This is a genomic window from Microbispora sp. NBRC 16548, assembly GCF_030268985.1.
Classification (GTDB): domain Bacteria; phylum Actinomycetota; class Actinomycetes; order Streptosporangiales; family Streptosporangiaceae; genus Microbispora; species Microbispora catharanthi.
This window is the reverse complement of record NZ_BSSF01000006.1, coordinates 1-19,509: the sequence shown is the minus strand read 5'-3', so window position 1 is coordinate 19,509 and position 19,509 is coordinate 1. Positions and strand designations below refer to the sequence as shown.

At 69.0% G+C, this 19,509-nt stretch carries 19 protein-coding genes; 11 read left to right on the top strand and 8 right to left on the bottom strand.

What is annotated here, in order from left to right:
- Nucleotides 1-11: 11 nt before the first annotated feature.
- Nucleotides 12-623 (bottom strand): HAD-IA family hydrolase, encoded by a 612-nt coding sequence (locus tag QSK36_RS17350; protein WP_285783116.1) that lies wholly within the window; start codon nucleotides 621-623, stop codon nucleotides 12-14.
- Between the two features lie 338 nt (nucleotides 624-961).
- Here QSK36_RS17350 and QSK36_RS17345 point away from each other — a divergent pair, with 338 nt between their 5' ends.
- From QSK36_RS17345 to QSK36_RS17335, 3 genes are all read left to right on the top strand, one after another.
- Nucleotides 962-2,314, top strand: a complete 1,353-nt coding sequence (locus QSK36_RS17345) for an NsdA family TPR-like regulatory protein (RefSeq protein WP_285783115.1) — start codon at nucleotides 962-964, stop codon at nucleotides 2,312-2,314.
- Between the two features lie 213 nt (nucleotides 2,315-2,527).
- Nucleotides 2,528-3,064, top strand: a complete 537-nt coding sequence (locus QSK36_RS17340; RefSeq protein ID WP_285783114.1) for an NUDIX domain-containing protein — start codon at nucleotides 2,528-2,530, stop codon at nucleotides 3,062-3,064.
- A gap of 9 nt (nucleotides 3,065-3,073) precedes the next feature.
- Nucleotides 3,074-3,784: an HAD family hydrolase gene (locus QSK36_RS17335; protein WP_285783113.1), complete on the top strand. Its 711-nt coding sequence runs from the start codon at nucleotides 3,074-3,076 to the stop codon at nucleotides 3,782-3,784.
- Between the two features lie 737 nt (nucleotides 3,785-4,521).
- Here the strand turns inward: QSK36_RS17335 and QSK36_RS17330 are convergent.
- The 4 genes from QSK36_RS17330 to QSK36_RS17315 all read right to left on the bottom strand — a co-directional run bounded on the left by QSK36_RS17330 (nucleotide 4,522) and on the right by QSK36_RS17315 (nucleotide 8,577).
- Entirely contained in the window at nucleotides 4,522-4,863 is a 342-nt protein-coding gene (locus QSK36_RS17330) for a hypothetical protein (RefSeq protein ID WP_285783112.1), read from the bottom strand.
- Between the two features lie 97 nt (nucleotides 4,864-4,960).
- Nucleotides 4,961-6,688: a PDDEXK family nuclease gene (locus QSK36_RS17325; RefSeq protein ID WP_285783111.1), complete on the bottom strand. Its 1,728-nt coding sequence runs from the start codon at nucleotides 6,686-6,688 to the stop codon at nucleotides 4,961-4,963.
- A gap of 285 nt (nucleotides 6,689-6,973) precedes the next feature.
- Nucleotides 6,974-7,375 carry a hypothetical protein gene (locus tag QSK36_RS17320; RefSeq protein WP_285783110.1) on the bottom strand — a complete coding sequence of 134 codons (402 nt, stop codon included), beginning with the start codon at nucleotides 7,373-7,375 and terminating at the stop codon, nucleotides 6,974-6,976.
- Nucleotides 7,372-8,577: a recombinase family protein gene (locus tag QSK36_RS17315; protein WP_285783109.1), complete on the bottom strand. Its 1,206-nt coding sequence runs from the start codon at nucleotides 8,575-8,577 to the stop codon at nucleotides 7,372-7,374. Before QSK36_RS17315 ends, QSK36_RS17320 begins: the two co-directional genes overlap by 4 nt.
- A gap of 659 nt (nucleotides 8,578-9,236) precedes the next feature.
- On the opposite strand from QSK36_RS17315, the gene QSK36_RS17310 reads away from it, so the two are divergent.
- The 4 genes from QSK36_RS17310 to QSK36_RS17295 all read left to right on the top strand — a co-directional run bounded on the left by QSK36_RS17310 (nucleotide 9,237) and on the right by QSK36_RS17295 (nucleotide 12,666).
- Entirely contained in the window at nucleotides 9,237-9,461 is a 225-nt protein-coding gene (locus tag QSK36_RS17310; protein ID WP_285783108.1) for a hypothetical protein, read from the top strand.
- A gap of 149 nt (nucleotides 9,462-9,610) precedes the next feature.
- A complete protein-coding gene (locus tag QSK36_RS17305; RefSeq protein ID WP_285783107.1) occupies nucleotides 9,611-11,425 on the top strand; it encodes a 3'-5' exonuclease in 1,815 nt (604 codons plus the stop codon).
- 39 nt (nucleotides 11,426-11,464) lie between these two features.
- Nucleotides 11,465-11,689: a hypothetical protein gene (locus QSK36_RS17300; RefSeq protein ID WP_285783106.1), complete on the top strand. Its 225-nt coding sequence runs from the start codon at nucleotides 11,465-11,467 to the stop codon at nucleotides 11,687-11,689.
- Between the two features lie 197 nt (nucleotides 11,690-11,886).
- A complete protein-coding gene (locus QSK36_RS17295) occupies nucleotides 11,887-12,666 on the top strand; it encodes a hypothetical protein (protein WP_285783105.1) in 780 nt (259 codons plus the stop codon).
- Nucleotides 12,667-12,775: 109 nt separating this feature from the next.
- Here the strand turns inward: QSK36_RS17295 and QSK36_RS17290 are convergent, their stop codons facing one another.
- Together QSK36_RS17290 and QSK36_RS17285 are read right to left on the bottom strand one after the other, a co-directional pair.
- The gene (locus QSK36_RS17290) at nucleotides 12,776-13,450 is read right to left on the bottom strand and encodes a hypothetical protein (protein ID WP_285783104.1); all 675 of its coding nucleotides are present in this window, start codon (nucleotides 13,448-13,450) and stop codon (nucleotides 12,776-12,778) included.
- Between the two features lie 495 nt (nucleotides 13,451-13,945).
- On the bottom strand, nucleotides 13,946-14,293 hold the full coding sequence (locus tag QSK36_RS17285; RefSeq protein WP_285783103.1) for a serine integrase family protein: 348 nt from the start codon (nucleotides 14,291-14,293) through the stop codon (nucleotides 13,946-13,948).
- A gap of 146 nt (nucleotides 14,294-14,439) precedes the next feature.
- Between QSK36_RS17285 and QSK36_RS17280 the strand changes: the two genes are divergently transcribed.
- From QSK36_RS17280 to aroF, 4 genes are all read left to right on the top strand, one after another.
- The gene (locus tag QSK36_RS17280; protein ID WP_285783102.1) at nucleotides 14,440-14,835 is read left to right on the top strand and encodes an STAS domain-containing protein; all 396 of its coding nucleotides are present in this window, start codon (nucleotides 14,440-14,442) and stop codon (nucleotides 14,833-14,835) included.
- A gap of 361 nt (nucleotides 14,836-15,196) precedes the next feature.
- Nucleotides 15,197-16,027 carry a hypothetical protein gene (locus QSK36_RS17275; RefSeq protein ID WP_285783101.1) on the top strand — a complete coding sequence of 277 codons (831 nt, stop codon included), beginning with the start codon at nucleotides 15,197-15,199 and terminating at the stop codon, nucleotides 16,025-16,027.
- A gap of 318 nt (nucleotides 16,028-16,345) precedes the next feature.
- Nucleotides 16,346-16,909, top strand: coding sequence for a chorismate--pyruvate lyase family protein (locus QSK36_RS17270; RefSeq protein WP_285783100.1), 564 nt, complete (start codon nucleotides 16,346-16,348; stop codon nucleotides 16,907-16,909).
- The gene (gene aroF, locus QSK36_RS17265; protein ID WP_285783099.1) at nucleotides 16,903-17,943 is read left to right on the top strand and encodes a 3-deoxy-7-phosphoheptulonate synthase; all 1,041 of its coding nucleotides are present in this window, start codon (nucleotides 16,903-16,905) and stop codon (nucleotides 17,941-17,943) included. The genes QSK36_RS17270 and aroF overlap by 7 nt, the downstream gene beginning before the upstream one ends.
- Nucleotides 17,944-18,047: 104 nt before the next feature.
- Here aroF and thiI read toward each other — a convergent pair whose 3' ends face one another.
- Entirely contained in the window at nucleotides 18,048-19,244 is a 1,197-nt protein-coding gene (thiI, locus tag QSK36_RS17260) for a tRNA uracil 4-sulfurtransferase ThiI (RefSeq protein ID WP_285783098.1), read from the bottom strand.
- Nucleotides 19,245-19,509: the final 265 nt, after the last annotated feature.

The window sequence follows — 19,509 nt, the reverse complement described above, 5'->3', positions numbered from 1 at the left end:
GGCTAGGCCCGTCATGGCAGCAGCCCCAAGGAGGCCAGGTGCTCACCCAGGAGCTCGGCGGAGCGGAACAGGTGCCCGTTCAGGCCCATCGCAACGCCCGCGCTCACCCAGGAAGGGGTGTCGTCGATATACAGGGCGCGTTCCAGGGCGAACCCGGCCCGCTCGGCGGCGTACAGGTAGCACTCAGGGTCCGGTTTGACCTGGCAGATATCGGCCGAGCACAGCACCGTGTCGGCCAGGTCGTTGAGACCGTGGAAGGACAGGTCGTCCCACAGGCGGCTGGTGGCATTCGACAGCAGAACGATGCGCACCCCTTGGTCGCGGACGCTCTTGAGGTGGGCGATGACCTTGTCGTTACGGTCGCCGTGGTAGGCGAGCCAGTCGGTGATTGCCGCCTCACCCACCAGCTGCGTTACCGCGCGCCGCCACTCCTCGTGGTCGATCGCGCCTTTCATCGCGAGCCGAGCCGGCTCGGACTTCAGCGCGATGGGCAGCAGCGTCCCGGCCGCCAGCTCGTGCCGGGTCTCGATGGTGGCGGCAACAGCGGGATCAAACGTAATGATCACGTCGCCGACGTCGCATAGGAGGGTGTCGATCTGCTGACCGGCACAGGTTGCGGGCATGAGCGCTGACCACCATCCCCTCGCGTTGGGAGACGAGCTCGGTCCCGGTGTCGGTAGCGGGCCCGGCGCCGGCTTCAGGCCGCCGCTCCCCGAAGCGGCGGGAGCCACCCTGTCGACGACAGGGGAAGCCGACGCCCTATGAGCACACCCCACGAGCCCGTGGCGGGGCTAGATCCGTTTATGTGGCGAATCGTCGCGGAACCGATCAGCTCTTGCTGTGGCGCACGCCACGGCACATTGTGGCGCATGCCCGGCGCGCCTTCCCCTGCCCTACGCAGGTCGTTACCGTGAAGCAAGACGCTCCTGAACCGCACTCCCCCCAGCGGAAAGGACTCGCTGTGAGCACCCGGTCGGCGCGCAGAAGCCGGAACGCACAGCTCGGCTACTGGATTGAGCAAGCACAGGTCAGCTACGCCATCCTGGCACGCGAACTACGGGACACCGCCGCGGCATGCGGTCGGCCAGATCTGTGTCCTGACCGGACCCGCATCGGCCACTGGGTCAGCTCCGGAGAGCAGCCCCGCCCGCCCCTGCCGGAGATTATCGCCGCGACGCTGAGCCGATTATGCGCCTGCACGCTCACTCCCGCAGACCTCGGCCTATCCAGCCCATCGGCCCTCGACCCGGGGGCTCGTTCTTTTGCCCATCCAGCGCCGCCGCCCGCGCCGCCCGCTCTAGCAGGTGATCCTACGAACCGACGAGCTGCCCTGACCATCATCGGTACCGGAACCTTGATTCCGCTACTGACGGCCGCCGCTGAGACCGCGACCGCTTATGCCCGCCAGGCCACCACCTCCGATCTCGACCAAGCGCAGATCAGCGACCTCGATCTGGCCGTGCATCGCCTCGGCGTCACCTACTCCACCTACACCCCACGCCAGCTGTGGCCCCAAGCCGCTCACTATCGCCACCAGGCCTTCGAGCTCCTGCACCACCGGCGCCACACCCTGCGCGAGGGGCGCGAGGTCGCCCGATGCGCCGGCATGCTGTCAGTCGTGCTGGCCTGGCTCTCGCACGATCTGGGCAACCAGGCGGCCGTCGAAGCCTTCGCCGCCGACGCTAAGACCCACGGCCAGCAGGCTGACGCCCCGGAGGTATGCGCCTGGGCGGAAGATGTCCTAGCCACCCATGCCCTGTACAGCAAACGACCCCTGGATGCGCTGGCCGCCGCCACCCGCGGCCTCGCGGTCGCGCCTCGCAACGGCCCCGCCGCCATCCGCATGACGGCTCAGATCGCCCGGGCTCACGCAATGCTCGGCAACGCCGAAGGCTTCACCGTCGCCGCTGACCTCGCCCACGCCTACCAAGACCAGCTGCCGGCCGCCACCTCGGGGCTGTTCTCGGTCGATGCAGTGCGGATCCTGTCTTACGACGCCTCCTCCTACATCTGGCTAGACGATCCCAACCAGGCCCAAAAGGCAGCCGGTGACGCGATCGAGCACTACCGGGCGATCAGCGCCCCCACCCGTCTGGCCATCGCTCAGCTCGACCTGGCCCTGGCACACGCCGCTTTGGGAGAGCCAAGCGCGGCCGTCGACGTCGGCCGCCAAGCCCTCTCCAGCGACCGGCTGGTCACCGCCGTCACCGGGCGGCTCCGCCAGCTCGATGAGGATTTGCGCCGTCGCTACCCCACCCTGTCCGACGTGCTGGACTTCCACGAACAAGTCCGGTCCATGCGCCTGGCCGCATGACCTCTCCCGACACTGGACCTCGTCCCAGCCGCTGCTTGCGCTAATGGGGCCTGCCCACCACACTCCGAATTCACGCTCGTCTGCTCGCGGATCAGGCCTCCGGCACCCCGGCCAGCGGGAACCTGGCGGGCACCACCGCCAACTGGCAGTTCACGTCCTCGAGCCCACCGCCATGCCGCGGCCAACGCCCGAGCCGCAGATCAGGGAGCGTAGATGCCCACCGTTCATCTGACCGCCTCGGTGTACCTGTTCGCCCACCGCAACCATGACTGGTTGCTCGGGCTGATCAAACACCCCCGCCTCGGCGATTGGATGATTCCCGGAGGTCATGTCGAAGACGAAATGCCATCGGATGCTGCTGTACGCGAAACTCTTGAAGAGACCGGGCGGACCCCCCGCCTGCTGACGGCCCCAAGCCTGCAATTGCCCCAGGGATACCCCCACCCCCGCATCGCGAGCCCCTGGTGGATCGTTCGGATGCCCGTAGCGGCGGACGGTCATCTTTCCGAACCGCACATTCACGAAGACCACCAATATGTCGCGCTGGACGACCACTCCGGCGACCTGGGGGGCCGCGCCGAGCACCCGTTCCGCTGGGCATCGACCGACGAACTCGGCCATCTGCCGATACCGACCGGCACCCGCACGACAGCGAACTACCTCCTGGCGCTGTTCCGTGAGCACCCCGGCCTACTCACCGGGCAGACCGGCATTCTGCTGACGTCACACCCAACCGCGACCCGACCATGAGGGATACCCGTGCATCAGCCCACCCTCAACCGCTGCGCGCCCGCACCCGGCGCCGCCGTCGTCTTCGACTGCGACGGTTTGCTTGTCAACACCCAAACGGCCTGGGACGACGCGTACACTGCGCTCTTTGCCCGGTACGGCGTCCCGCTCGCCCCAGCCGACCGGCGCAGTTTCGTTGGTCTGGAGCTGGCTCCCCTGGGGCAGCGACTCGCTGATCTACTCGACCACCCGGCCTCACCCCACGAACTGGGCCGCCAGGCCTACGAGCTGATGCGTGAGCACCTGGGAAGTCGGCTGGCGCCGATGCCCGGCGCCGTCGAACTCGTCGACGCGCTCGCCGGAACCCGGCCGTTAGCAGTGGCCTCCAATGCCCCGACGACCGTTGTCATAGCCCACCTGAGTGACTTCTTCGACCTCACCGCTTTCACAGCCATCGTGGGGAGCGACCTGGCTGGAATACCCAAACCGGCACCGAACGCCTATCGGGTGGCGTGTGCCGCCATGAACGTCGAGCCTGGCGACGCCATCGCCATGGAAGACTCCTCCCCTGGAGGCGCTGCCGCACTCGCCGCCGGCTTGTATCTCGTCGGAGTCCCTTATTCCCCTGAAGTGATCTTCCCCTGTCATCTTCGCGTCCCGGCCCTCACCGACTCCCGGCTATGGCAGGCGCTCGCCGTCGATCCATCCCTGGTGTCCGGTTCCCCATCGAGGCACGTGTGAAGAATCTGCACTCCGGCCTACCCTGGCGATGGCCGCTGCGCCGGAGCTGGGCAGGACAACGAACCGCCGCCCCGCTCTCTCACAGCGCGTTATCGCAGATGATCTCTCCTGAGCTGTCGTCCTGGATGCTAAGCGCTCGCGCAGCCTGTTCCTCATGGAAGGCCCTGCGTCGAGCACTCGACCCGTATTTTCCACCGCCTGATCCGCATAGGCTCCAGCCAGGCGTTCCATGCACAGTCACACTCATCTGAAGTGCCCTCGCCGCGATCGAGAGTGCGCCGGCCTTGACGGTATTGGCAGGCACCGACACGGAACCGCTCCGCTCTTCACCGTCAGCTTCACGGACGGGAGAAGAAGCAACGCGCACGTAACCGCAACGGTCTCGGTACCAGAGGACCCACTCCGTCTTGGCAGGCGAGCCGGCAGCGACCACCCGGACGGCCGAACGTCGAGAGCCGGGGACCTATACCAGGTCGCCGGCTCTCGTCACTGCTCACCAGGCCGTCGAGCTGTCACCAGCTCGGTGCCCTCGCTCGTCCAGGGGCAGACGTAACGTCTCAGCACCTGGCCGGCGCCGCTGCTCTCGAAAGAGCTGCGACTTATGGATGCCACTCCACCAGGAACGTAGCCCGGTGGACATGGGGTATTCGGGGATGTCCCTGCTCACTGCGGTTGCCGCTCTTCTGAAGAGGTTGCCAACCCTCTGGAGCGCCCACCGCCGGGTAGGTGCTGAGACGTTACCCGCACAACAGGGCCGTCGAGTTGCTATGCAACTTGGCGGCCTCGCCGATACTCACCGTAGCCGGAAGGGGGCTGTGTTGCAGGGTGTTCGAGGAAGTCGCGACCGCCGCGCGCCGTCGCCGCAGGCACGCGGATCCCTGCACCTCGCCGCGTTGGCATAGCGCTCCCTCCAGCTCGGCCAGCGGCGCGCGCTCGCCGAACTCGAGGGCCAGAACGCGCAGCGCGATGCTGTACGCGCGGGCCGTGTTGACGTTGGCAACCTGGGCGAGGAACGCGCCTGCCGCCGCGCCCAGCAGCGGAGCGGACGACGGTTGTTGCAGGCGGTGGACCGACCCCACGGGGCCCCTCCCGGGTCTATCGCAGATAAGCAACGGGAGTCACCGGCGCCGCGGCGGGGGTGTTCTCCCAGGACGGCATCGACGCTATCGCAGATAATCACTCACTATCTGCGATAGCGGTCGGAGCCTCCGGCGCGGCGGAAATCGCGGTGATGAATGCCTGGTTGCTGGTGCCCGGAATGAGCCTGACGGTGTCGCCGACTTGCGCCGAGGCGGCCTCGGCCGGGTCGGCGACACGGGCGGCGCGATAGAACACCTGCCGCTTCATCCCAAGATCGATGACCCGGTCACCTAATCGCGCCTGCAACAGCCCGACATCCACGAAGCTGAACTCCTGCGCTGGCAGCGCGGCGCCGTCGCCGATCCGGGTCTCCACCTCTGTCCACGTGACCTCGACCGTCTCGCCCCTCAGCAGGCGGCCCAGCAGCAGCAACTCGGCCAGTCCCTGTGCCGGGCTGGTCTCCAGAGGTGGCACCACGACCCGTCGGAGGCTGTGCTTCTGGATCTCCTTCAACGCCTCCAGCAAGAGCACCTGCTGCGCAGCCCAGGCCTGCACGGCATCGGGCTCGGGCTGCCACACCGGCGAGAATGCCCTGCCCTCCCGCACTGCCAGCACTAGAGCCGTGTCCGGGGCCAGGTCGGCCAGCAGCCGCATCGCGGGCAGCACCTCGGCCGGGGTCTTGCCGGAGGGCGAGCTGACATCCAGCCGAAACACCTCGCGCCGATCGGCTCCGTTGAGCAGGAACTGGAACTGCGCGATACCGCTGGGGTCGGTGCCGCTGAGCCAGAACCCCGGCCCTTCCAACCCGCGCGAGGCCCGCACCTCCACCAGGTCCAGCGTATGCAGGACCGTCCCGTCGCGTCCGAGCAGCCGCACCTCCAAATCCGGCCGTTCCGGATCCGGCTCGGCGACCACGATGAAGGCGAGTTGCCCGGCATCGGCTGCGGGCGACGGACCCGCCGGCCCGGATAGCCGGGTCACGGTGCCGGAGATACCTTCGAAGGGCACCCCGTAGGCGATGAACTCCTCCAGTGCCTGCTGCTCCCGTGAGCCTGCCGCGGCCTCCAGCGTGACCTCGGCGGTGATCGGCCGCAGCCACTGCGACTCGGCTGACAAGGCCAGCAGGCGCATCACCAGGTAGCGGTCATCGGTGAGTTGCCGGTAATGGACGAAAGCGGCCCCGGTGCCCTCCCGGACGGTGTCCTCCCACGACAGCTCAGCCACCCGACCGACCCGGATGGCGAACTCGTAGTCGTAGAAGGGGTCGACGTCGTTCAACGCGGCCGTCAACGCCGCATACCGGTCGACCACCGCCTCCAGCAGATCCTGACCCGCCTCGCCGTCGGGAAGGTCGCGGCCACCCCGCAGGACATCGGCCATCAGCCGCTTCACCTGCTGGCCACCGTCACCGAAGTAGTAGTCCACCAGCGACGGCCGCCTGGCCGCCATGCCGTCGAGGGAGGCGCGCCCCATCCAATGAATGTCGAGCCCGGTGCCCGCGGTCAGGCGCTGTAGCCATTCCAGGCGGGTGTTCGTGGGGTCCCACGGCATCGCCAGCGTCCACGACCGAACCGGGAGATAGGGCAGCGTCTGGCTGACGAAGGTCTTCCAGGACTTCTCCACATCTCGGACCTGTGCGCTCGTCAAGGGTCGGTTGTACCGCTTGACCTGGTAGATGTCGTAGCCATCTGGGGTGGGCACGCGAATGTCGACGCCGCGGTCCCCCCGCGCAGGAGTGATCCGGTTACCTCGCGGGTGATCCAGCAGCAGCATCGCTGCCACGAACTCTTCGATCTTCTCGCCAGGCTCGAGTTCCCAGTTCACCCTTGTCACACGTCACAGCAAACCATTCCAAATCCGCGCGCACCCAGATTCAGGATCCGAACGCCACCGCCAATTTGCGCGCTTAACCTCCTCGAAGGCCTCTCTAGCCTCCCGGCGAGCACCGGCGAGCGCCCCCACCGATACTCCCCCTGACCAGCAGGAACGTACCGCCGCGGCCCCTTTCTGCCGTATTCCGGCCGGACCCGCTGATGGGGCACCCTGTACCGACACGACGTCGCCCACCAGTTCGCCGACCGACCTGGCGCGCTCTGCATCGAGGGCCGGTCACTGGGCTGCGGACGCATCAGCCTGGGTCTTGGCAAAGCACGACTGCGCGTCCGCTATGCGGACGTGACAGGCCTGCGCGATGTCGGTCCAGGAAGTTCCGTCTGCGCGCAGGGTCTGCACCGCGTGGCGCAAGGCCGTGTCGTAGCGCAGGCGCGCCTCGGCGAGGGTGTCGAGTTCGGCGGACTGCGGGCGCACCTGCACGGGCGGGGCAGTTGGGGTGCCGAAACGCAGCGCCAGCGCCTGCCGCGCGCTGGCCTGGAGTTCACTCAGCGTGCGGCCGTGGACGACGACGCCATGCGCACCGGCCGGTGTGATCCACCGCCGTTCCCTCCGAATGGCCGGCAAGACGATGGCGTCCCCGTTGGTTGCGAGTTCGGCCGTGGGTTTATTGTCGGTCACGCGCCCGCCTCCAGGATCGTGATGACCTCGTCGGCCGTTGCGGCTGGCAGGTCTCCGCGGGGCAGCACGAACTGGCGGCCGCTGGCATCGTAGAGGACGTGGGTGTCGGTCTGCCGTACCGTCGTGAGTTGGATACCGCGCTGGGCGGCGGCCGTGTGCACTCGCTCCCAGCCGGGGGCTTGCCGCTCGCGCATCTGCGCGGTCACCCGCTGAGTCTCATGCCACTCCTCTAGCGGCACGATCGCCGGATGGGCCTGCTGGTGCGACCACACCCAGTCGGCAATGGGGTTGATCCGGCTATGGTTGGTCCGGGCCGCGCATCTGTTGAACACCTGATAGCCGCTGTACTTTGGCTGTGCGAGCATCTTGCGGACTCGCCGCGCCGCCCACAACACCTGCCCGTCGGCAAGCGGATAGCGGTCAAGGTCGGTGGCTAACAGGCGGGCGATCTCGCCATCCCGGAGCTGTTCGTCTCGGCGGAGCCGGAACACTTCCTTGACGGTGTCGGCGCGGCGCTGGTCGGGGTGCAGGGCGAGGCGCATCTTGGGGCGGCCGCCGCCGAACCTGTTGGCGGCTGGAGGAGCATCCGGGTCCACGACGGCGATGTAGCCGTAACAGGGCGGGCCGTGCCGGTATCCGGCAGCGGCGTGCTGGCGTTGGCCGCGCATGGACTGCTCCAGCAGTTCGTGGCGGTAGATCTCAGCGCGGACCTGCGCGGTGCGGCGCAACTCCAGCTGCCCAGTGGTCATTCCGCCGCGGGGCTCGTTGGCGCACTCCAGCGTCACACCGCGGGACGCCAGATGGTACTCGACTTGAAGGCTGGGCAGCATGTCGCGGGCGACGCGACTGATGCGTTCGCACACCACCCGGTCGAGCTCACCGCGCTCCACCCACTCCAGCAGCTCCCGCAGCCCGCCGTCGCGGGGCACGGGCACTCCGAGCCGCCCGTAATCGTCAGCGGAGCCCTGGCTGCGGTCGTCCAGGCCAAGCATGCCCGACTCCACGTCCCAGAAATAGGCGGTGAACGCCTCGCCGGGCGCCAGGAGCACGGACGCCTCGGTGAGCTGCCCAGCGATCGAGGAGCGAGGATCCTGGTTGTCCTTGGTGGAGCAGCGGCCGAGGAACGCAGTCCTGGCCGGTCGCGTGCTCGCCGCGGCCTGGTAGCCGGGAAGGTCACTGAGATCGATCGGGGGATCGAACATAGGCCCGTCCTTGCAGGTTGAGGAGACGCCAATGTGAGCCCTGTCCGAAGAAGGGCTCTACCCCCACATAGGTGGGGAGCATCCCCGCTACTGCGGGGCCCACGGACCGACGCCGCGGCGCCGCTCCTAATTCCGTGCGCCACGCCCGGCATGCCGGGGTGTAGTGGTGATCGGAATGAGCCCTAACGTTGCCATGCGGGACCCGCGCACGGCAAGGGCCGGTCTGGTTGCCCTCAGGCCGCCGCTCCTGGGAGACATGTTTGCAATCTTGTTTTCTGCAGGTGGACGATAGGTATATGAAGGGAGCAACGCCTGTTCAGGTCCGTGTGGCGTTCGGGACCAGGCAGCGGCTGGCTGACCGTTTGCGCGTGGAGAAGACCCGGCGGCAGGAGATCCTCGCCGAGCCTCACTGGCGACCAGCGAAAGGGACTACGGCCGAGGCACGGGCGCAGCTGCGGGCCCGGGCCCGCGCGCACCTGGCCCAGCTACGCCGGGCGGGGGAGTTGTGCGATTCCGTCGATGTCCTGATGACCCACGCGGTGCGTGCTGAGCTTGCCGAGCGTGGATGGGATCATCCGTGGCCGGTCCCGCCGCCCGGGGCGCCGCGGTCGGGCCGCTGGCCAGGCAGTCGTGACCGGTCCTGGCCGGAGGCGATCCCGATGCGTCTGCCGGCTGAGCTCGCGGAATGGGTGTATTGCGGGTGCTGGCACACTAGCGCTCCCGCGATCGCCGCGCTGCGCGCATGGCGCGACTCGCACCCCGAGGCCATCACCGCCCGCAACAACCCCGCGCTGTACGCCGAGTACGAGGCCCTCGCTAACCAGGTCACGACACCCGGCGACGTCCTGCGTGCGGCTGCTCTCCGCGCCCTGAGCCCGGCCTGAATTGGCGAGTCGGAAACTTAGTTTGCAAACTTCATTTACCCAGGTAAACCGCCACTTCCGAGCAAATTGCAAAGTGTCGTCGAGCTGCCGTACCGTCGCCCTCACCGGCCCCAGATGGGGCAGGGGTTGCGACGACGAGAGGGCTACCGATGACAGCGCAGACCTCGCCGACTAAGCAGGGCAGCGGCCCCGCGCCGCCGCGTACGAGAGCCCACGATCACGCCGAGCTTGCCGCCGCGCTGGGCTGGACCATGGGCCAGCTCGGCCGCGCGCTCGCCGCCGGCGTCCTGCCCGCCTACGACATGAAGACGCCGCGGTGGTCGGCTCGCCTGGTGACGGAGATGCTCGGCCGGCGGGAGGAGCTGACGGCCGCGATTCCCGACGACGCGGACGAGTCCGAGCTGATGACCATGCTCGGGATCGGCCACGGCGACCTCCGGCGGGGCCGCGACGCCGAGGTGATTCCCGCCCCGGACCGGCCCCCGTACTGGACCCGGGCGCTGGCCGAGCAGCTCGCCGCACGTGCCGAGGAGATCCGCGCGGCGATCCCGCCGCAGCCGCTGGGGCTGCGCCGTTGTGCCGAGCTGCTGGCGGAGCGGACCGGGTTGGAGGTCACCGACGCCGACGTACGGGTCCTGGAGGAGCGCGGGCTGACCCGGGTCGTGGACTGCTACAAGAAGTGGGACCTGTACGACGTGGGCGCGCTGGTGGCGCTCGTCGGCCAGGAGGACGGGCTGGCCACGTTGACCGGGATCGTCGCCGACCGGCAGGCGTGGCTGGCCGACTCGATCACTGCCGAGGACGCCGCGCGCTGGCTTGGCTGGCACGTGCGCGACCTGGAGCGCGTGGCCGCCGCACGCGGCATGACGGCGGGCAGGTTCGGGCGGTGGGCCCGCACCGACATCGCCGCCCTCACCGAGGACGAGGCCCTGATCGAGCGCGTGCGCCGCGAGCAACTGCTTGGACCCGAGCAGGCCGCGCAGCACATGGAGATCCGCCGCCGCGACTTCGACTACGTCGTGGCCGCCGGGTGGATCCGGCCTGTTCTGCACGTGACGCGCGAGGTCGGCGTCCGCAAGACGGTGGAGGTGCCGCTGTATCAGGTCGGCGACCTGGAGGACGCGCTGGCCATGCCGGGCGTGGACTGGGAGGCTGTACGCGCGGTAAGGCCCGGTCAGCCCTCGCCGCTGCGGGAGCACACCCGGTTGCCGATCGCGAGGGCGGACGCCATCCGCGCGTTCTGCGCCCAGCTCGGCCACGAGTGGTCGGTGGAGGTGTGGCCGCACTACTGGAACGGCGGCGACCGGTGGGAGATCGACTGGGAGATCCGGGAGGACGGCCATCCGACCAAGGCGGAGGTGGCCGCAGCGCTCGCCGCGCACCGCGGCGCCCGCAAGTACGCCGACCAGATCACCTTGTCCACCGCGGTCGGGCAGGTCATCCGCTGGGCCCGCGAGTGCCTGCGCCCCGGCGTCGCGGTCGTGCTGGACACCGAGACCACCGGCATGGACGGCGTCATCATCGAGATCGCCGTCGTCGACGCCTGCACCGGCGAGACTCTGCTGAACACCCTGGTCAACCCCGGCACCGTGCCGATCGAGCCGGGCGCCCGGGCGGTGCACGGCATCACCGACGCCGAACTCCAGGACGCCCCGACCTGGCAGGAGGTCGGCCCCGCGTTCCTCCAGGCGGTGGACGGCCGCCGAATCCTGGCCTACAACGCCCCCTTCGACGCCGGCGCCGTCAGGGCCACGCACCGTGTCGCGGGGCTCGACGTGCGGGACCTGCCCGGCCCGGACCGGTGGGACTGCCTGATGCGGGCACGCTCCACCTGGGCCCGGATCGGGCGATGGCTGCCGCTCGGCGGTGGCCACCGCGCCCTCGGCGACGCGCTCGACGCGCGCCGGGTCCTCCAGGCGATCGGCGCACCGACCGAGCGCACCCGGCGGGAGGTGAGCGTCTGATGGCACAGCTCCGCCTGATGGGCGACCGACGCCGACGCCGTGGAACACGTGCTGGCCATCCTCGTGCCGTGGCTGCGCGCCTGCCCCGACCTGGTGGTCGGAGACCCCACCCGGCTCCGGCACCGCAGCGGCGGAGGCCGGATCGTGTTCGAGGTCATAGCCACCCCCGGCCGCCCGTACGCCTCCGCTGAGCGCGTCGACCCCGAGCACCACGACTCCGACCGGCCGCCGAGCGGCGCACGCCGGCGCGCCCTGCCCAATTAGCCCCGGTAGCGCGGTGAGCGGCGGGCGTCATCCTCCCCAGCGCCCGATTACGCCAGGAGCTGGGCCAGGCGGCCCCCACTGAGGAGCGATCGGGTCGGCTTCCTGCGCCTGCGGCGGGAGAATATGGACTAGTCCCTGTAGCGCCTGACCTGCGGCGATAGGCGGTGATGGCGGTGGCGAGGTTGGCCTGGTCCTCAGTGCTGGACAAAGCGCGGGCGGTCGTGGAGGGGTACGCCGAGCCCGTGACGTTGCGGCAGGTCTTCTACCGCCTGGTCGCTGCCAGTGTGATCCCCAACACCGTCTCGTCCTACAAGAGGCTGTCAGCGCTCACCGCCGGCGCCCGCCGGGCGGGCACCTTCCCGGATCTGGCCGACCATGGCCGCCGCATAGCCCGGCCGTTGTCCTTCACCGACGTCACCGACGCCCGGGCGTGGCTGCGGCAGGTCTATCGGCGGGACCGCACCGCCGGGCAACCAGCGGCGATCTATCTCGGCGTCGAGAAGGACGCTCTGGTCGCTCAGCTCGCCGCCTGGTACGACGAGTTCGGTCTTCCGGTCGTCGCGCTGCGTGGCTACGGCTCGCAGACCATTGCCGACCTGGTGCGCCGCGATGCTCAGCGTGCCGGACGTCCGGCAAACTTGTTGTACGCGGGGGATTTCGACAGCTCGGGTGAGGACATCGAGCGTGACTTCGTGGTCCGCACCGGCTGCTGGATGCACACGGAGCGTGTCGCCCTGACCGCCGACCAGATCGCCCAGTTCGATCTGCCGCCACAGCCCGGCAAGGCCACCGACTCACGCGCCGCCGCCTTCACCGCTGCGCATGGGCGTCTGGTGCAAGTCGAGGTCGACGCCTTAGCGCCCGATGACCTTCATCGCCTCTTCAACCTGGCTCTGGCGCGCTGGTGGGATCGTGGTGCCTACGAGGCGGTTCTGGAATCCGAACAGCGGGACCTGGACCAGCTCGATGAACGGTGACCGACCCCGAGCAGGGCGCGTTGCCTAGGGCGGCCGTGTCTCCCACTCTGTCGCATGACCACAGCCCACCACCGGCTGCGAGAGCGTCGATCTGTAGGCGGCGAGGAACTCAATCGTCGTCGGCCGACGACCGCCGGATGGCCAGCTCATCGCCGGCCCGCTCCATCCGCTCCAGGCGGCTGTGCAGCTCGGTCACCTGGTCGCGCATCATCGCCACGGCGCTCTCGCTCGTCCCAGACGGGGCGGACACGTGGATGACCGTGCGGGGGCGGCGGCCGACGCCGGCGAGCACCGGCAGCGACAGCACCGCCCACACCAGCACGGTCAGCCCACCGGACAGGGCTTGGCCGGTGGGCGGGCTGCCGGCGTAGACCATGCCCACGGTGGCCGCGCCGTACAGGATCCAGGCCAGGCGCGCGGCCCAGCCGCGAAACAGCCCCAGCAGCCACAGGCACGGCCCGGCCAGCGCCCACACCTGCCACAGCGCCTCCGGGGTGGCGGGCAGTCCAGCGGCGTGCGCGCTCAAGTACGCGCGGACCGGCCGGGTGACGACCGCCAAGACATCGGAGGCAGCGACCCTGTTCAGCCCGCTCGCGGCGGTTGTGACCACAGCACCGATCAGCCCGAGCACCAGCCACAACACCCCGGCCACGACTATCACCGCGACCAGGACCACGACCGCCACCGTCCCGATCAGCAGCAGCCGGGCCCGGGTGTCGTCTTCGCCGTAGCGCTGCTGAAGCTGCTCCTGGAGCCGGTCGTAGGCGGCGAACACCTTCAGCACGGGATGCTCATCCCCCTGCGGCGGCCGGCTCAACGGCTCTTCCTTCCGTACCGGATCTGTCCCTCGCTCATGCCGCCATGATCAGGAATCACGCGGGGACGGGAAAGTCTCCTCAAGGGAGCGCCTGCCTGTCCCACCCGGGCCGGGATGCCTTCTACCGCCGCTCCGGGATTCGAGATCGGCCGGTGAGGCCGTCGACCTGTGGGTCATCTTCGGGGTACAGGCCACGGCTTTCCCCGGTGCCGACGAGCGGGTCTTCCACCGTTGGCATCTGCCGACCTGAGCACCTTTGCTGACTCTTGCGCGCTCCAGCGCGGGACGGTCCTTCCGGTCAGCCGTTCGGCTTCCTCGTGCAGGGCCTGGATCAGTAGCAACTCCAGAGGCAAATCCTCCAAACCGTTCGGAATTTCCACCATGACCTCCTTGGTGAACAGACGCACCAAACGCCCCAAACGTTGACACCTCACCTCACCAGGCCTCCGCGGGCGCTCTGGTCTAACCCCCGGCCCTGTCCGGGAATCCCCGCCCCGGAGGGAGCTGACGCGAGGTGGCCGCGGCCCGGAGTTCTTTCAGATCGGGGATGTGGTTATAGAGCGTGCCGGGGGAGACGCCAAGCAGTCTGGCGATGGACGTGATGGAGTGCTCGGGGTTGGGAAGCATGTCCCGGGCCGCGCGTAGCAGGTCGGGGTGGACGACGGTGGGGTGCCCGCTGACCCGGCCGCGGGCACGGGCGGCGGCCAGGCCCTCGCGGGTGCCGTCGACGATGAGCTCGCGGATGAACTCGGCAAGGGCAGCGAAGACGCTCTCGGGCCGTACGGGGGTGCTGTCAAAACTCAGCGACAAGGACAGGCCGTCACAGGCGGGTGCTGTCGGTTCTCGCCGACAAAACCAGGTTGACGTTGACGGGAGGGGCATAGGTTGAGTGGACGATTTCGGATGGAGTCGTCCAGATCGCCTGCCCTGATCCCCGCAGGCATAAGGAGTTCCCGATGACACCCAGTCCAGGGCCGACCTTCACAGTCACCGTCGGCCAGGACGCCGGTGTCACCGTGGTCCGTGCCGCCGGTCAGCTGACAGACGCCTCAGCCCCGCTCCTGCGCACCCAGCTGAGGCAGCTCGCAGACGTCCCGGTGCTGATCGTGGACGTGTCGGATCTGGTGTTCTGGGACTCCGCCGGGTTGGCTGAGCTGGTGGAGGCGTGGCGGCGCAGCCGCAATACGGGAACCCGGCTCATGCTGGCCGGGGCCGGGCCGCATCTGACCCAGGTGCTGGAGCTGACCGGGTTGCACACCACCTTCGAGATCCACCCGCAGGTGGCCGCGGCCCTGCGCGCCGCCGCTCAGTCGCGCCAGCAGCCCGCCGATGAGCGGTTCGGCCCGGCATGACGAGGACTGCGGGAGCGATCGAGCGCAGGCCGAGGCTCCCGGCGGGCAGGTGAGGTCAGCGCGTGCCAGCGACCTTGCCCTGCGCAGGCGGCACCTCGCTGTCGGATGCGGGGCAGGTCGCGCAGGAGAGCCGAGGGGATGGCCGCGAGTTCCCAAACAGGGATGCAACATGCGCCGGGCAGATCCGTCCAGCCGGACAATCAGCAATCAAGAGTCCCTGACCCGCAGGTCAGAGCTGCCAGTCGGTGTACAAGCCGTGCTGGAAGGACCCACCCGGACACTCTACGAAACCGCCAAGCATGCCTTGGTCAGCTCCATGAGCGAGGCTAGATGTCGGTGCCGGCGGCTACGGTAGCGGCTCGTGGATGACCTTGCCAAGCTGGCCGGGACTGTCCGGCAGCTCGCCGACCAGGCGGCGATGACGCTGGTTCCGGCGGTGCCGGAAACCGATCTCGGATCAGAGGTCTGTCTCGGGCCAGCCGAGCTCGACCTGCCGGCCTTCCTGGACATCGCCTGCAAGCACGGCGGCGGTCTGCTCTACCTGCGGGCCAACCCGTTCGATCCCGCCGACGACGAGCACGAGGTCAGCGAACCGCCCGCACACCTGGCCAGGCGCAAGGGGCAGATCGGCCATCTGAGTGTCGCGTTCGCGGCGAACGGGATCGTGCACGTCTGGCAGGACCGCGCGGCCTGGTACACCGAGTGGCAGCAACTGGCGAACGCGCAGTCATCGCGCAAGGACTACGACGAGGACGACGAAGACGAGCAGCACACCGACCAGGAGCGCGCGCAGCTCGCCGAACTGGTCGACGCCCTGTTGGCCGATCCCGAGTTCCGGGCGGCCAAGGCGACTGCTCGGCGGCGGGTCGGCGAGGCGGCCATGCCGGGCGAGACCAACCGCGGTTGGTCCTCATGGCGGATCATCAGTGCCGCGTGTGACCGGGCCGAGGAGCTGGCCGGGGACAAGTACCGCGAGCTGTACGCCCGGATTGATGAGCTGGCCCCCGAGCTGGCGGCCGAGCCCGAGTTTCAGCGCAGCCGTACGGCCCCTGCCCGAAAGCAGGTCACCGAGCGATTTCTCATCTCCCATGCGGATGGGTTCAGCGGGCCGACCTACGTCCGTGAGGAGCTGTGCGCGCGGGCACAGCAGCTCGTGAAGGCTGCCAGCGGGAAGAACCCCGGGTCGTTTTGATCGCAGCGGCGAGGACCGCGCGGTCTTCGCGGGCGAGGTCGCGTCAGTCGTCGCGACCGTGATGGCCCGTTGAGCTGTCTCGGAGCCCCACAGCCCCGGCCGAACTCCTTACAGATCACGCTCTACAGCGCCGCGTCGGATCCTCGGTTCACCGGGCGAATCACAAATTGGTGACAGCGAGAGCAGATCGCTGGAGGACCACAAGCAATCTTCCCTAGGCTCGCAAACAGTCTTTACAATGGTTGTAAACATGAGTCAACTTCAATTCTCCTCTGACTAGCGAGTGCTATGGATGTCTCCTCACATGCGTTAACGCGCATGGTTTTACAACACGATGGATCCACGACCCGGATTCTGACGTGCCTGCTCGGCGAGCCCTTGAAAGTGCGCGTGCTACGTCAGCACGATGAGGCCGCCTCGGCGTTGGCCCCCCACGTCTCCGCCCATCTCAAACTCTCCAGCGAAGACCACGCCATCGTGCGACGCTCGCAGTTGGTCAGGGCGACAGGGGAGGCCGTTTCGCTGAACACGGTGATCATGGTTCCTTCCCGCCATCCGATTGTGGCGGCGATATCTGAAGCGGACGACGTCCCCCTGGGGCATATTCTGGCCCAGCACGTGCCCGGCCATCATCGGCGGATCCTCAACCACGGCACCGTATGGCACGATGCGTGGTCAGACCTCGATCGCCACTGCGCCTACCGCGAGTACCTGATCTGTCTCGAGTCCGAGCCGATCCTCTACATTCAGGAGGTCTTCAGCCCGGAGATCGTCCCGGCCGCCCCCAGGTCAGACGCCGCCTTGCAGGTCCATAGCGACCTACTCCTGATGCCCACCTCCCCGGAGCGGGTCGGGGCTTCCGCGCCGCCCCCGTCATGGTGATCACGTTGACGCCCGAGGCCACGCAGGACGACGTCGAGACGATCGTCGAGCTCGTTGCGGCGGCGGGCGGGGAGGCGTTCGCGAGCCGCGGCGTGAACCGTACGATCGTCGGCCTCATCGGCGACGTCGAGCAGTTCGCCACACTGAACCTGCGCGCCATGCCGGGCGTCGCGGACGTCGTGCGGGTCTCCACGCCGTACAAGCTCGTGAGCAGGGAGAACCATCCCCAACGCTCCGCGGTGACCGTGCGCGGCGTGCCGATCGGCCCGGACACCGTCACTCTCATCGCGGGCCCGTGCGCGGTCGAGACGCCGGAGCAGACGCTGGAGGCCGCGCTGATGGCCAAGGCGGCGGGCGCGACGCTGCTGCGCGGCGGCGCCTACAAGCCGCGCACCTCGCCGTACGCCTTCCAGGGACTGGGCGAGGAGGGCCTGCGGATCCTGGCCGACGTGCGCGAGCAGACCGGGCTGCCGATCGTCACCGAGGTCGTGGACGCCCACGACGTGGCGCTCGTGGCGTCGTACGCCGACATGCTGCAGGTCGGCACCCGCAACGCGCAGAACTTCGCGCTGCTGCAGGCCGTGGGCGCGGCGGGCAAGCCGGTCATGCTGAAGCGGGGCATGACGGCGACCATCGAGGAGTGGCTGATGGCGGCCGAGTACGTCGCCCAGCGCGGCAACCTCGACATCGTGCTGTGCGAGCGGGGCATCCGCACCTACGAGCCCGCCACCCGCAACACGCTCGACATCTCGGCGGTCCCGGTCGTGCAGCGGCTGTCGCACCTGCCGGTGATCGTGGACCCGTCGCACTCCGGCGGCCGGCGCGACCTCGTGCTGCCGCTGTCGCGGGCCGCGGTCGCGATCGGGGCCGACGGCCTGATCGTCGACGTCCACCCCCACCCCGAGCAGGCCCTGTGCGACGGCCCGCAGGCCCTGGTGAACGGGGACCTGGACGACCTCGCGGCGGTCATGCGCGACTTCCCCCCGCTGCTGGGCCGCACCGCGACGACGGCGGCGTCCCCGATCCCCGCCTGAACCCGTCCCGCCCGAACCCGTCGCGCCCGAACCGGGTCCGCAGGGGCCCGGGAACCGCGTCAGGCGGTCCCGGGTCCCGGCGGGGCCGAAGGACGAACGCCGTCTCAGACGTCGAGCTTGTACGGCTGGATCGAGTCGGCCAGCTGGGCGGCGAGGTCCTCGGCGTCCAGGCGCCGCTCGATCTGCTTGAGGTCCTCGATCTTCGCGCGGGTCTCGGCCTGCCGGGGCGCGAGCAGCGTGCAGCAGTCCTCGTCGGGCAGCTCGGAGATCTCCAGCGTCCCGATCCGGCGGGCCTCGGCCATGATCTCGGTCTTGTCCAGGCCGATCAGCGGGCGCAGGATCGGCAGGTCCACGGCGTGGTCCTGGGCCGTGATGTTGGCCAGGGTCTGCGAGGAGACCTGGCCGAGGCTGTCGCCGGTGACCAGCGCCTCGGCATGGATGCGGTGGGCGACCTCCTCGGCCGTCTTGAGCATCAGCCGCCGCTGCGCGATCACCGCGAGCCGGTCCTGGCCGGAGTTCCTGATCGACTGCTGCGCCTTGCCGAACGGCACCACCCACAGCCGCGACTTGCCCTGGAATTTGTCCAGGTTGCGCACCAGCGCGTACGCCTTGTAGATCGACTCCGAGGTGGTGAACGGGATGCCGGAGAAGTGCAGGAAGTCCACCCGCAGGCCGCGCCGCATCATGCGGTAGGCGGCGACCGGGGAGTCGATGCCGCCGGACAGCAGCGCCAGCGCCCGGCCGCTGGAGCCGACCGGCAGGCCGCCCTGGCCCGGCCTGCCCCCGGTGAACAGGAACGCCTCGTCCTTGTCCACCTCGATGTGCACGGTCAGTTCCGGGTTGCTCAGGTCGACCGGCAGCCCGTAGGTGTCGTTGATCGCCCCGCCGACCACGCGATCCAGCTCGTTGGAGCGCAGCGGGAAGCGCTTGTCGCGACGCCGCGACCGTACGGCGAAGCGCGCCTTGCGGGCCACCTCGTCGCTGTCCCCGATCAGCTCGATCGCGGCCTTGGTGATCGAGTCGGGGTCCTTCGCCACCCGCCAGGCGAGGTGAACCAGCACGATCCCGGGCACGTCGGCCACGCGGGCCGCCACCGTCTCGGCCTCCTCCACTTCGGTCCCCGGGGGCAGGAACAGGGCGATCACCCCGTGCCGCTGGCGGATGTCGACCCGGTGGCCCTTGAGAGCGTGCTTGATGTTCGCCCGCAGGCGCATCTCGAAGATCTCGCGGTTCCGGCCCTTCAGAACCACCTCGCCTAACTTGAGCAGCACCGAGGGCTCTCCGAGGGCGGTCATGGTCATCTGTGGAAACCTCCGGACGGACATGGGCGGCCGTCACGCCGGGGAGGGCACGGCCGGGGGACATACGCCAAGGACAACGCGTCACAGCGATGCGGGCTTCCCCACTGTAATGCCGTCGCCGGACAACGCCGATTGCGCCTAGATGATTGATTCCAAGCCCTCCGGCTGGGTCAGTGGTCGTATGCGATCAGCGACCGTTTGACCGGCTGACCGGTCCTGTCGTTGTGCCAGATCACGCAGGTCAGGGCCAGGATCCGGATGACCA